This is a genomic window from Pararhodospirillum photometricum DSM 122 (assembly GCF_000284415.1).
Taxonomy (GTDB): Bacteria; Pseudomonadota; Alphaproteobacteria; order Rhodospirillales; family Rhodospirillaceae; genus Pararhodospirillum; species Pararhodospirillum photometricum.
Genome location: NC_017059.1, coordinates 2868880 through 2882286 on the forward strand (window position 1 = coordinate 2868880; position 13407 = coordinate 2882286).

Here is a 13407-nt window from a genome sequence, read left to right on the forward strand (position 1 = left end):
MATGCAGCTCAGGAGGACCCCCATGGTCCCCACAAAACGAGAAAGTCGTCCCATCTTCTTTTAGATCCCTTTCCCAGGCCCGGGTTCCCCGCCTTTTAAGGCGAGGCCGGGGAGGTTTCTTGGGCGTCCAGTTCCTTGAAGCGGGTCATCAGGCGGTCGTGAACCAGCGGCGGCACAAACCCGGTGATATCTCCGCCCAAGCGGCCGATTTCCTTTACAAAACGCGACGAGATGAATTGGCATCCCTCGGCGGCCATCAGGAAAACGGTCTCGATCGAGGGATTGAGCCGGGAATTCATGCCACACATCTGAAATTCGTACTCGAAATCCGAAACGGCGCGCAGGCCTCGCACCAGAATCGAGGCCCCTTGGCCGACGGCGAAGTCCATCAGGAGGTTGGAGAACGGCACCACCTCAATGGTCACGCCCGGGGTCGGCAGCGTGGCCAGAACCTCTTCGACCATCGTGACCCGCTCGGCCAGGGAAAACAGGGGGCCCTTGCCGGCGTTGGCCGCTACTCCCACCGTCAGGCGATCGACCAGCCGGGTGGCGCGGCCGATGATGTCGAGGTGGCCGTTGGTCACCGGATCAAAGGTCCCGGGATAGATCCCGATCCGCTCACGCGTCATCGCCTGTCTCCGTGGTGTCGGCCTGTGTTGTGTCGCCGTCGTCGCCCTCGGGACCTTCGCTGCCCGCCATTTCCGGCAGGTGAGCGACTGAAACCACCCGTTCGCCGTCCGACAAGCGGAACAAGGTCACGCCCTGGGTCTTCCGCCCGGCGATCCGCACGTCGTTGACCGGCATACGGATCAGTTGGCCGGCATCGGTGATCAACATCACCTGATCCTCGTGGCCGATGGGGAAGGCTGCGACGACGTGGCCGTTACGCTCGCTCATTTCGATGTTGGCGATGCCCTGGCCGCCGCGTCCGGCGATGCGGTATTCGTGCGCCGAGGTGCGCTTGCCAAAGCCGCGTGAGGTGACGGTCAGGATGAACTCTTCCTGGGCCCGCAGACGCTCGAAGGTCTCGGGGGACAAGGGGCCGGGATCGGCTTCCAGGAGAGTCTCTTCCTCGCTTTCGCCCTCGCCTCCGGCGGCCCGGCGCAAGGCGCTTGCCTGCTTCAAATAGGCCACCCGTTCCTCGGCTGTGGCCTCGACATGGGTCAGGACCGACAAGCCGTTGACTCGGTCGCCCTCGGCCAGCTTGATCCCGCGCACGCCGGTTGAGGTCCGCCCGGCGAACACCCGAACCTCGGTCACCGGGAAGCGAATGGCCTTGCCCTGGTCGGTGGTCAGCAAGATGTCCTGGTGATCGGTACAGGTCCGCACGCCCACCAGATGGTCGCCCTCGTCCAGCTTCATGGCGATCTTGCCGTTGGCCATGATGTTGGAGAAGTCCGACAGGCGGTTGCGCCGCACGTTGCCTGATTCGGTGGCGAACATCACATCCAGGTCGCCCCAGGTGTCTTCGTCCTCGGGCAGGGGCATCACGGTGGTGATCCGCTCGCCCTCGGACAAGGGCAGCAGGTTGACCATGGCCTTGCCCCGGGCTTGGGGGGTGCCCAGCGGTAAGCGGTAGACCTTGAGGCGGTAAACCAAGCCATCCGACGAGAAGAACAGCAAGGGGGTGTGGGTATTGGCGACGAAGATCGAGGTCACGAAATCCTCGTCGCGGGTCGTCATGCCCGAGCGACCCCGGCCGCCTCGGCGCTGGGCGCGGTAGGTGACCAGTGGCACGCGCTTGATGTAGCCCGTGCTGGTGACGGTGACGACCATGTCCTCGCGCTGGATCAGGTCTTCGATGTCGTGCTCGAATTCGTTTTCCTCAATGAAGGTGCGACGCGGCGTAGCGTAGGCTTCCTTCATCTCGACGAGTTCGGCGCGCAGGATTTCGTAAAGCCGCTCGCGTGAGCGCAAGATGCCCAGGTATTCCTCGATCTTGGCCCCGATCTCGCGCAGTTCGCCGTGGATCTTGTCGCGTTCCAGGCCGGTGAGACGGTGCAACCTCAGGTCAAGGATGGCGCGGGCCTGGGCTTCCGACAAGCGATAATGACCGTCCACCACGGTGCGCCCGGGTTCGTCGATCAGAAGAATCAGGGGCTCGACCTCCCGGGCCGGCCAGTCGCGGCCCATCAGGGCCTCGCGGGCTGACTGAGGATCGGGCGCGGCACGGATCAGGGCGATGACCGGATCCAGGTTTTCCACCGCAATGGCGAGGCCGACCAGGGTATGGGCCCGCTCGCGCGCCTTGCCGAGTTCGAAGATGGTGCGCCGCCGGATCACCTCCTCGCGGAAGGTGATGAAGGCCGAGATGATGCCGCGCAGGGTCATCAACTCGGGCTTGCCCTGGGTCAGCGCCAACATGTTCACGCCAAAGCTGGTTTGCAGCGGCGTGAAGCGATACAGCTGGTTCAGCACGACCTCGGCCACGGCATCGCGCTTGATTTCAATCACCACACGCACGCCGCGCCGGTCGGATTCGTCGCGGATGTCGGAGATGCCCTCCAGCTTTTTCTCGCGCACCAAGTCGGCGATCTTCTCGACCATGGCGGCTTTATTGACCTGGTAAGGAACCTCGCTCACTACGATGGCCTGGCGGTCGCGGGCCATGTCCTCGATTTCGCAGCGCCCGCGCATGATGATGGAGCCGCGCCCGGTCAGGAAGGCCGAGCGAATGCCCGAGCGCCCCAGGATCAGCCCGCCGGTGGGAAAGTCCGGCCCCGGCACCAAGGTGAGCAGGGCGTCGTCCGACAAGGTGGGGTCATCAATCAGGGCACAGCAGGCGTCAATCACCTCGCCCAGGTTATGCGGCGGAATATTGGTCGCCATACCCACGGCGATGCCGCCCGCGCCATTGACCAACAAGTTGGGAAAGCGGGCCGGCAGGACGATGGGTTCGCGGGTGCTTTCGTCGTAGTTGGGCTGGAAATCGACGGTGTCCTTGTCGATGTCGTCCAGCAGGCTGTGGGCGGCTTTGGCCAAGCGGGCTTCGGTGTAGCGCATGGCGGCGGCCTTGTCGCCGTCCATGGATCCGAAGTTGCCCTGCCCGTCGATGAGGGGCAGCCGCATGGAAAAGCCCTGGGCCATGCGGACCATGGCGTCATAAATCGCCGAGTCGCCATGGGGGTGATATTTACCCATGACATCGCCGACGATGCGGGCCGATTTGCGGTAGGGTTTATTGAATTCGTACCCGCTCTCTTTCATCGAGAACAGGATACGGCGATGAACCGGCTTCAGGCCATCCCGCACGTCGGGAAGGGCGCGGCTGACGATCACGCTCATCGCGTAATCCAGATAGCTGCGCCGCATTTCCTCTTCAATGGAGACGGGAGAGATATCCGGGTCGGTCGGGTGTGGCGTGCTGGTGCTCAACGCTGAACTGTTCCGTCGCGTCTGCCTCGCGCGGGGACCGCCGAAGCAAGACAGGGGAAACCCGGCCCTTCCCACCCGGCACGAGGATCGCGCCCGGCGGACGGATCCCGGGAGAAGGTCGCGGGACTTTAGCAGATGGGCGATACCCCGGCAACGTCCGACTTCACGCCGCCCCTCCCCCTAACAGCATGATCCCAGGCAATTTTTCCCGCCGCCCGCGAGCGAGGCGCGCGCAGGCATGTGACGAAAAGGTTTCTGATATTCGTAATACGCATACCTCAAATTTAGGCTGGAACCTCTATAGAACCGCCCCTCGGAACAAGACGCCCCTCGGGTTTTCTTTTCTCGGGAGATGACGACGTCAGACGAGAGGCTGCAACACCAAAAGCGCGAGGAGAGACGTTTTGCGAAGGGACTTTGTTATTTCCCTCTCCTTTTACCAAAGCAGGGAAGCGAGAGGTTTACGAAAACGGAAAGCAATGCCCCCACCTCTCCCAAGAACAAACTCCCGTCACGCGCGATAAAGAGACTTTTTCGGCCGAAAAACCAAGAAAAGCAGCTTTTCGCACCAAGATACCACTCGCCAAGGGCCCGCCGATCGGCGAGGATGCGCGCCGCGCGACCCTCCCCCCTGGTCGCCGATACACGTTTCCCCGGTTAGCCGGAGTCCCTGAAACCCTTTTTTCCAGAGTCTTCTGGACGAGAGAGAGGAAGATCGATGAAGCGCCTGACAGGACATCTATACTTTTGGGTCGTTGTTGCCATTTTTGCCGGCGGCTTTCTGGGGTATTTGAAACCCGACCTTGGTGTCAGCCTGAAACCACTGGGCGACGGTTTTATCTCTCTTATTAAAATGCTGATTGCGCCGATCATCTTCTGCACCGTGGTGCTGGGCATCGCCGGTGCGGGCGATATGAAAAAAGTGGGCCGGGTCGGCGGCAAGGCTCTCTTGTATTTCGAGGTCGTCTCGACCTTGGCCCTAGTGATCGGCCTTGTGGTCATGAACGTCATTCGCCCCGGCGAAGGCTTCCACGCCGACCCCGCCCATCTCGACGCTCAGGCGGTGGCCAAATACGCCAAGGCGGCCGGCGAGCAATCTACCGTCGATTTCGTTTTGCACATTATTCCCAAGACCTTCACCGACGCCTTCACCGCCAACGGCGACTTGTTGCAGGTGCTGCTCATCTCGGTGTTGTTTGGCTACGCCATGATGCGCCTGGGACAAGCCGGGCAGGCTGTCCACCGCTTCATCGAAGAGTGCTCCCACATCTTCTTTGCCATGATGAATGTCATCATGAAGCTAGCCCCGATCGGCGCCGGCGGCGCCATGGCCTTCACCATCGGCAAATATGGCGTGGCGGCGCTGGCACCGCTTCTGTCCTTGATGGGCAGCTTCTACCTGACGTGCCTTCTGTTTATTTTTGTGGTGCTCGGCACCATCGCCCTGATCACCGGCTTTAATATTTTCCGCTTTATCGTCTATATCAAGGAAGAGCTTCTCACCGTCTTGGGCACGTCCTCGTCCGAGTCCGCCCTTGTCCCGCTGATGAGCAAGTTAGAGCGCTTGGGCTGCTCCAAGTCCGTCGTCGGCCTCGTCGTCCCCTCGGGCTACTCCTTCAACCTCGACGGGACCAACATCTACCTGACCATGGCCGCCCTGTTCGTCGCCCAGGCCTTGGATATCGAGCTGACCCTGGGCCAGGAACTGACCTTGCTGGGCGTCGCCATCCTGACCTCCAAAGGCGCCTCGGGCGTCACAGGCGCCGGCTTCATCACCTTGGCCGCCACCTTGGCCGTTGTGCCTTCTGTCCCCGTCGCCGGCCTTGCCCTGATCCTGGGCATCGACCGCTTCATGTCGGAAGCCCGCGCCCTGACCAACTTCATCGGCAACGGCGTCGCCACGATCGTTGTCTCGCGTTGGGAAAAGGAACTCGACGTCGAAAAAATGAAGACCACCCTCGGATAACTCGTCGAGGGGTCTGGGGAGGCCGCGCCTCCCCGGCCTGCCTTCTTGCCCCCCTGGAAATTAGAAGGCCCCCGGCGATCCTACGGACCGACATCGGGGGCCTTGGCGAGGGATCGTTGTGCACCGATCCCGGGATCAGGACCGGGAGCCACCGGGAGGGAAACGGGGGCGCCCTGTCCATGGAGAGCATCTTCTCTTAACCCAGCGCTCAAGTCAACATCTTAATCCGACCACATCAGAGGGTTATTCGCCCTCCTCCCGCCTTCTTTTCGCCGTCACGCCATGGCGGCCGGCAGCCGCACCGCCACCACCCGGCCCGTGGCGCACACCTGATCGTTGGCCGACACCGTCATGGCCACTACCACCTTGCGCTCCTTCACCTCCTCAATCGTGCCCCGGAGTTTGAGCACCGGCCCCAGCGGGGTCGGCCGCAAAAAGTCCACGTGCAGCGACGCCGTGACAAACCGCAAGGGAGGCTCACTCCCCAAGGCCCGGCCCTCGGCGCGATAGGCGGCGGCCGACGCCGACCCCGTGCCGTGGCAGTCGATCAACGAGGCAATCAGCCCCCCATACACAAAGCCGGGCACGGCGGTATGCTGGGGCTCGGGCTGAAATTCGGCTACCGTTTCTTCCCCGTCCCAGAAGCTCTTGAGCTGGTGGCCCTGGGGGTTGTGCCGACCACACCCGTAACAGTGACTAAGGTCTTCGGGGTAGGCATCCTGAAAGGCGATCTCGGTCATGGGGTCCCCCTAAAATTCATTTAGGTGCCGTTATGCTTGTTACACCTCCCGGACACAAGCCCTCATCCCGTGATCGCCCGCCCATTCATCGGCCAGGAAGGCCTCCCTCGCCATAAGAGCCATCGTCACGGACAAAAACGCGGCCGGAGGTGAGATCGTGGTCGATCTTGCGGTTCACAGCCGCAACGGTCAGGGGAAGAGTGGCGGCCCCCAGGGTCATCATACCTTGGGCAGGTCCCGTCAGGGCCAAGGTATAGCCGCCCGCCTCGGTGGTACGGGTCTCCTGGCCATCGAAACTCACAACAATACCGCCCACGCCCTCGCCCGCGTCGTAGGCCTTGTCGGCATTGCCATCGCGAAAGACCACGCCGGTGACAAACACCGCGCGGCCACTGGCGGCAAAGGTCTCGGTAAGAAAGGAAGCAGGGCCCCCGACGCCTGTCTCAAAGCTCCAGGCCCCCTGGGCCAGCCCGATCCCGACCTCGCGCATGTCGGGACTCAGCATGATCTGGCGATGACCGGGGGAGCGGAACAGGTCGGCGTGCTGGTCAGCCAACGGAACGTCATCACCGTCCAGCAGGCGCACGGAGAGAATTTCGCCAAAGGCCCAGGAGCCGGTCACAGGAAAGCCCGCCGCCACGGCCCGGTCAAGAGGTCCGCGCCCGTCGCGCCCCTGATGACCGAAGAGACCGTGCTCGGCCATCGCTTGGCTGTGGGCCCGGGCAAGGTCGGCGAGAAAAGCACTGGGGGCCACGGGCGGAACGGGTAACACCCCAGGCGGCAAAACCACCCCGTGCCGCTCCGCTTCCACGGCCGGCTGCAAGCGGGCGCGGTTGACGAACTCCAGCAAAACCTGTTGCGCAACCTCGTCCATCCTACCTCCTCTAAAAACTCGACTGACCGGGAGGGAACGGAGAAAAAGGACAGGCCGGAGAGGCGGGGCCTCCCCAGACCCCGCCATTCCTTGAAAAAACATACGGGGGCCTGGATGAGGGCGTCAGTCCTCAGCCCAAGGCTTGGTCGAGATCGCGGATCAGATCGTCCACGGATTCCAGGCCCACGGACAAGCGCACGACATCGGGCCCGGCACCAGCAGCAAGACGCTGCTCGTCGCTCAGTTGGCGATGAGTGGTGGAGGCCGGGTGCAAGATCAGGCTGCGGGTGTCGCCGACGTTGGCGAGGTGAGAGAACAGGCGGACGCGCTCGACCACCCGGGTCCCGGCCTCGAACCCGCCTTTGACGCCGAAGGTAAAGACGGCGCCCGGCCCCTTGGGCAGATATTTGGTGGCCAGGGCGTGGAAAGGGCTGGAGGGCAAGCCGGCGTAAGAAACCCAGGCCACGCGGGGATCCTGGTCGAGAAAACGGGCGACGGCCAGCGCGTTGGCAACGTGGCGCTCCATGCGCAGCGGCAAGGTTTCGATGCCGGTGAGGGTCAGGAAGGCGTTCATCGGGGCTAGGGCCGGGCCGAAGTCGCGCAGGGCGACGGCGCGGGCCTTGGTGGTGAAGGCAAAGTCGCCAAAGGTCTCGTAAAAGGTCAAGCCGTGGTAGGCGGGTTCGGGCTTGGTCAGCGAGGGGAACTTGTCGTTTTGCGCCCAGTTGAAGCGCCCGGACTCGACGACCACGCCGCCCAGGGCGTTGCCGTGGCCGGCGAGAAACTTGGTGGTGGAGTGACACACCAAGTCGGCGCCCCAGGCCAGGGGCTGGCACAGGAAGGGGCTGGCCAGGGTGTTATCGACGATGAGGGGCACGCCGGCCTCGTGGGCGATGGCGGCCACGGCTTCCAGGTCCACGACGATGCCGCCCGGGTTGGCGAGGCTTTCCACAAAGATGGCCTTGCAGTCAGGGGTCAGGGCGCGGCGGAAGTTTTCCGGGTCGGTGGGATCGACAAAGGCGCAGCGCCAGCCCAGGCGCTTGAACGACTGGCTGAACTGGGTCAGCGAGCCGCCATAAAGGTTGCGCGAGGCGAGAAAGCAGTCGCCGGGCTCCAGCAGGGTAAAGAAGGCAAGAAACTGGGCCGCATGGCCCGAGGCGGCAGCCACAGCGGCCCGTCCGCCCTCCAGCGCCGCCACCCGCTCCTCGAGAACCGACACCGTCGGGTTGGTCAGCCGCGAGTAAATATTGCCAAAGGTATGCAGATTGAACAGCGACGCCGCCTGATCCGTATCCTCGAACACATAGGAGGCCGTCTGATAAATTGGGGTGATGCGCGCCCCGGTGGCCAGATCGGGCGCCGCCCCGGCATGGATGGCCCGGGTCTCGAAGCCATAGGCCTGACCGCGCGGCGCTTGGTCGTGATCCTTGCGCGGCCGGGCGCGCGGCGGCTCGGGGGGATGGTTGTGGATCAGGCCGGTGTTGACGCCGCTCCAGCCCAACTCGCCGCCCAGCCGGCCGTATTCGATCTTGGGGCAGCGGTCCATGATGACCTCCAGCCCGGCGGCCTCGGCCCGGGCGGCGGCTTCATCGTTGCGCACGCCCAATTGCATCCACACCACGCCGATCCCAAGGGCGATGGCCTCGTCCACCACCGGCCCCACCTGATCGGAGCGGCGAAACACCTGGACCATGTCCACGGGCTCGCCAATGTCGCGCAGACTGGCCACCACGGTTTCGCCCAGCAGTTCCTGGCCGGCGATCCCCGGGTTGACGGGGATGACCCGGTAGCCCTTGCCCTGAAGATACTTCATTACAAAGTAGCTCGGCCGGTTCCAGTTGGCACTGGCTCCAACCACCGCAAGGGTCCGAACCTGGGCCAGAATCCGCCGGATCTGAGCATCGGGATAGGACAAGGGCGCAAGATCACTCATGGCGTTATTCCTGTGGCGGGAAAGGAGAAAAGGGAAGGCTGGGGAGGTTGGCCTCCCCAGACCCCTCGATTCCTGGGGCTTTCCTTCTAACGTGGTGAGGGGTCTGGGGAGGCCAGCCTCCCCAGCCTTCCCTTCTTATCCCTACCGTCTCGAGACTACCGCACATACCCATTGTCATAAAACCACGTCACCGCGTCGGCGAGAGCCTGGGAGGCCGGGCGGGGCGCGTAGCCCAGAGCCGCGCGGGCTTTATCGCAGGAAAAGAACATGCGGGCCCGGGCCATGCGCAGGCCATCAAGGGTCACAAACGGCTCTTTTTCCCGGCGGGTCAGGCGGGCCCAGGTCTCGACGGCCCAAGCCAGGGGGACAATCAGGTCGTGAGGCAGACGGACCAGGGGGCCCTTGCGGCCGCGCAGGCCGGCAACCTCGGTTAGCAGGTCGCCCAGCATGCGGTCTTCGCCGCCCAGAATATAGCGCTCGCCGATCACGCCCTTATCGTAGGCCAGCAGATGGCCGGCGGCCACGTCATCGACATGGACGATGTTAAGGCCGGTATCGACGGTGGCCGGCATGCGGCCCGAGGCGGCCTCGACGATCAGGCGGCCGGTCGGGGTGGGCCGCACGTCGCCGGGGCCAATGGGTGTCGAGGGATTGACGATGACCACCGGCGCCCCCTCCTCGTGCACCAGACGGCGCACCGCTTCCTCGGCCAGGAACTTGGAGAGCTTGTAGGGGCCGATCATGTCCTCGGCCCGGCTGGGGGTGGTTTCGTCGGCGGGCTGACCATCGGCCCGGGGTTTCAAGACGGCAACCGAGCTGGTGTAAACGATGCGCTCGACCCCCGCCGCCTGGGCAGCGCGCACAATGGCGACCGAGCCGTCCACGTTGGTACGGATCATGGCCTGGGGGTCGAGGGTCCACAACCGGTAATCAGCGGCGACATGGTAGAGCCCGTGCACCCCGGCCACGGCCGCAGGGAGCGAGGCCGGGTCGGCGAGATCGCCCTCGACCACCTCGACGTCCAAGCCCTCCAGGTTGCGACGAGGCGAGGTGGGGCGCACCAGCACCCGCACGCGCTCGCCCCGGGCCCGCAAGGCCCGCACGACGGCGGCGCCGACAAAGCCGCTGGCTCCGGTAACAAGAAGGGGCATGGGAGGATCCCGTTTGCAACACGTTGGAAAAGATCACCTATAGCATTCACCCGGGCCGGGCTCCAGGGGCATCGGGCCAAGGGAAAAGATAAGGCTGGGGAGGCGGGACCTCCCCAGACCCCGCCGTCTTTTGGGCCTTCGGACGCAGAGCGACGGTCCTGCTTTTCGCTCCCGCCGCCGGGGAAAGTGCGCTAGGGTGCCGACCTTCCTTCCCAAAGACCCTCAAGCTCATGAGGATAGGCAGCATGTTCAAGGGTAAGGTTCTTGTCGCCCAGGGCGGCGGACCCACGGCCGTCATCAACCAGTCCATGGTCGGCGCGGTTTTGGAATCGCGCAAGTTCCGCAATGTCGAGTTGGTGTACGGCGCCGCCCATGGCGTGCGCGGCATCGTCGATGAGGAATTCCTCGACCTGACCCAGGAGACGACTCACAACCTGGAGATGGTGGCCGAGACCCCCTCGTCCGCGCTGGGCTCAACGCGCGACAAGCCGGATTTGAAATATTGCCAGGAGATCTTCAAGGTCCTGAAGGCCCATGAGATCGGCTATTTCTTTTACATCGGCGGCAACGACTCCTCGGATACCGTACGCATTGTGTCGGACGAGGCGAAGAACGCCGGGTATGACCTGCGCTGCGTCCACATCCCCAAGACCATCGACAACGACCTGATGGTCAACGACCACACCCCGGGCTTTCCCTCGGCGGCGCGCTTCGTGGCCCAGGCCTTCATGGGCATCAACCTCGACAACTGGGCCCTACCTGGGGTGTACATTGGCGTTGTCATGGGCCGCCATGCCGGCTTTTTGACCGCCGCCAGCGCGCTGGGCAAGAAGTTCCCCGACGACGGCCCCCACCTGATCTACCTGCCCGAGCGGACCTTTGATCCCGAGCAGTTTGTCGCCGACGTCAAGCGGGTTTACGACACCTACGGCCGTTGCGTGGTCGCGGTGTCCGAAGGCATCCACGATGCGACCGGCGCGCCGATCATCACCCGCCTGACCGATCAGGTCGAGCGCGATGCTCACGGCAACGTCCAGCTCTCCGGCACCGGCGCCCTGGCCGACCTGCTGGTTGATCTCGTCAAGAAAAAGACCGGGATCAAGCGGGTGCGCGGCGATACCCTGGGCTACCTCCAGCGCTCCTTCGTCGGCTGCGTCTCCGACGTGGACCAACGCGAGGCCCGCGAGGTCGGGGAAAAGGCGGTGCAGTTCGCCATGTGGGGCTCGCGCGATGGGTCGGTCACCATCCATCGCACCGGTTTCTACTCGGTCGATTATCATTTCACCGAACTGACCGAGGTCGCCGGCAAGACCCGCGTTATGCCCGACAACTTCATCGCCGCCAGCGGCAACGACGTGACCGACGCCTTCTTGATGTATCTGCGTCCGTTGCTGGGCCGGGGCCTGCCCGACGCCTATCGCCTGCGCAACAACTACGTCCCGAAGGTTCTGAACCCCTAAAAGACCCGAGGGGGTCTGGGGAGGCCACGCCTCCCCAGCCTTCTTTTTCTTAACGCGGCGGCAGCTTGACCAACGTGCACCAGAACTGTTCAATCCCGCGCACCACATCAATAAACTGGTCGAAATCAACCGGCTTAACGATGTAACAATTCGCGTGAAGATCGTAACTGCGCATGATATCGGCCTCGGCCTGCGACGTCGTGAGGACGATGACCGGAATGCGCTTGAGATCGGGATCTTGCTTCAATTCGGCCAGCACCTCGCGCCCATCCTTGCGAGGCAAGTTGAGGTCGAGCAAAATCAGATCAGGTCGAGGGACGGTGCTGTAATGGGGCTCGCGGCGCAGAAAGGCCATGGCCTCGATCCCATCTTGCACCATATGCAAAATGGTGGGCAGGCCGCCCTCTTTGAAGGCCTCTGACGCCAAACGGGCATCACCCGGGTTGTCTTCAACCAGAAGGATGTCCATTTTCTTTTCCCCTCTTCACGGCAGCCCCCCTGCGACGGGTGATGGAGTGCCGGCGCAAGGACAGGCCCCCCATCCACAGAGGCAAAGTGTATCGTGTCCGGGAGCACCACGCCACTCCCCGAGGACAATAAGCCCATGAAAAATCAAAGGCTCCGTTCGCGTGCAAAAGCATAGCGGTTCTTGCCGGCCTTTTTGGCGGCATACATCGCCTCGTCGGCGGCGCGAAGGAGTTGGTCCGCATCGATCCCGTGCGCCGGAGCGGTGGCGATGCCGACGCTGGCCGACACCCGCACACTTTGCCCCTCGACCACCACGGGGTCGCCCAGAACCTGAACGACCTTGGCCGCCACCATCTCGGCGTCGGGCAGCCCCCGCAGTTCGCTCAACAAGACGGTGAACTCGTCGCCACCCAGGCGGGCCACCTCGTCGGACTGGCGCACGGCGCGCCGCAGGCGGCGGGCCATTTCGCGCAGCAGGTCGTCGCCGGCTTCGTGGCCAAAGCGATCGTTGATGGCCTTGAAGCCATCGAGATCAATAAACAGCAGGCCTAACAACCGGTCATACCGCAAGGCGCGCTGCACGCCCGAACTCAAGATCCGTTGAAACAAGGCGCGGTTGGGCAAGCCGGTCAGGGGATCGGTGGTGGCTTGGCGCACCAAGTCCTCCTCGGCGCGGACGCGGAAGGTGACATCGGAAAAAATCGTCACATACCCCAAAATCGCCCCGGTAGGAGTCCGCACGGCGTTGACGCGCATCCATTCGGGATGAATGGCCCCATCGCGCCGCCGACTCCACACCTCACCCTCCCAGGTGCCGCGTGTTTCCAGGTGGCGACGCATGTCTCGATGAAAGCTCGGGTCATGCAAGTCAGAATCCCACACCCACGACAGGCGCCCAACCACCTCGCTTTCAACAAACCCGGTGACCTCGAGAAAGGCCGGGTTGACGCGGGTGACAATGCCCCGGGCATCGGTGACCATCATCCCGGTGTCGGTGTGGTTGAACACAGCCTCGGCCAACAGCAACTGGGCGCGGTAGCGCTGGCGTTCGATGGCGTTGAAAATAGCCCGACGAATGACCTCGCCGTCTCCTTTGCCTTTGACAAGGTAGTCCTGGGCCCCATTTTGCACCGCACCCACGGCCATGTCGAAATCATCCAGGCCCGACAGCACGACCACCGGCACCTCGCCGGCTTGCAACAACACCGCGCGCAAGGTGCCAAGACCCTGGGAATCGGGCAAAAACAAATCCAGCAGCACCACATCGAAGGGATGGGCTTCCAAAGCCTGAAGCCCCTCCGCCAACGTGCTTCGCGCGGTGATCTCAAAGGAATAAGCCGTCTGCTCCGCGAGAAGGACCTGAATCAGGCGGCTGTCGCCCGGGTTATCCTCGATCAGCAGAATGGTGATGGCCTTCTGCGTGCCCATGATATCCCCCCTGCC

General features: G+C 63.5%; 10 protein-coding genes. 2 read left to right on the plus strand and 8 right to left on the minus strand.

Translation table 11 applies throughout. The features are described from left to right. Positions 1–95 precede the first annotated feature (95 nt). Complete coding sequence (coaD, locus tag RSPPHO_RS12935; RefSeq protein ID WP_014415661.1) at positions 96–629, minus strand: pantetheine-phosphate adenylyltransferase; 534 nt, start codon at positions 627–629, stop codon at positions 96–98. Further along, positions 619–3375, minus strand: coding sequence for a DNA gyrase subunit A (gyrA, locus tag RSPPHO_RS12940; protein ID WP_041795498.1), 2757 nt, complete (start codon positions 3373–3375; stop codon positions 619–621). Before gyrA ends, coaD begins: the two co-directional genes overlap by 11 nt. Positions 3376–4093: 718 nt before the next feature. On the opposite strand from gyrA, the gene RSPPHO_RS12945 reads away from it, so the two are divergent. Then, positions 4094–5341, plus strand: coding sequence for a dicarboxylate/amino acid:cation symporter (locus tag RSPPHO_RS12945; RefSeq protein ID WP_014415663.1), 1248 nt, complete (start codon positions 4094–4096; stop codon positions 5339–5341). Between the two features lie 275 nt (positions 5342–5616). Here the strand turns inward: RSPPHO_RS12945 and RSPPHO_RS12950 are convergent, their stop codons facing one another. From RSPPHO_RS12950 to hpnA, 4 genes are all read right to left on the minus strand, one after another. Beyond that, positions 5617–6081, minus strand: a complete 465-nt coding sequence (locus tag RSPPHO_RS12950) for a PaaI family thioesterase (RefSeq protein ID WP_014415664.1) — start codon at positions 6079–6081, stop codon at positions 5617–5619. An 85-nt stretch (positions 6082–6166) separates the two neighbouring features. Continuing rightward, positions 6167–6955 (minus strand): CAP domain-containing protein, encoded by a 789-nt coding sequence (locus RSPPHO_RS18025; protein ID WP_051013877.1) that lies wholly within the window; start codon positions 6953–6955, stop codon positions 6167–6169. 130 nt (positions 6956–7085) lie between these two features. Continuing rightward, positions 7086–8885, minus strand: a complete 1800-nt coding sequence (locus RSPPHO_RS12960; RefSeq protein WP_014415667.1) for an O-acetylhomoserine aminocarboxypropyltransferase — start codon at positions 8883–8885, stop codon at positions 7086–7088. 155 nt (positions 8886–9040) lie between these two features. Continuing rightward, complete coding sequence (gene hpnA, locus RSPPHO_RS12965; protein ID WP_014415668.1) at positions 9041–10036, minus strand: hopanoid-associated sugar epimerase; 996 nt, start codon at positions 10034–10036, stop codon at positions 9041–9043. 245 nt (positions 10037–10281) lie between these two features. On the opposite strand from hpnA, the gene RSPPHO_RS12970 reads away from it, so the two are divergent. Beyond that, on the plus strand, positions 10282–11496 hold the full coding sequence (locus tag RSPPHO_RS12970; RefSeq protein WP_041795500.1) for a 6-phosphofructokinase: 1215 nt from the start codon (positions 10282–10284) through the stop codon (positions 11494–11496). A 49-nt stretch (positions 11497–11545) separates the two neighbouring features. Here RSPPHO_RS12970 and RSPPHO_RS12975 read toward each other — a convergent pair whose 3' ends face one another. Further along, a complete protein-coding gene (locus RSPPHO_RS12975; protein WP_014415670.1) occupies positions 11546–11965 on the minus strand; it encodes a response regulator in 420 nt (139 codons plus the stop codon). A gap of 143 nt (positions 11966–12108) precedes the next feature. Beyond that, positions 12109–13392: a diguanylate cyclase domain-containing protein gene (locus RSPPHO_RS12980; RefSeq protein WP_014415671.1), complete on the minus strand. Its 1284-nt coding sequence runs from the start codon at positions 13390–13392 to the stop codon at positions 12109–12111. Positions 13393–13407: the final 15 nt, after the last annotated feature.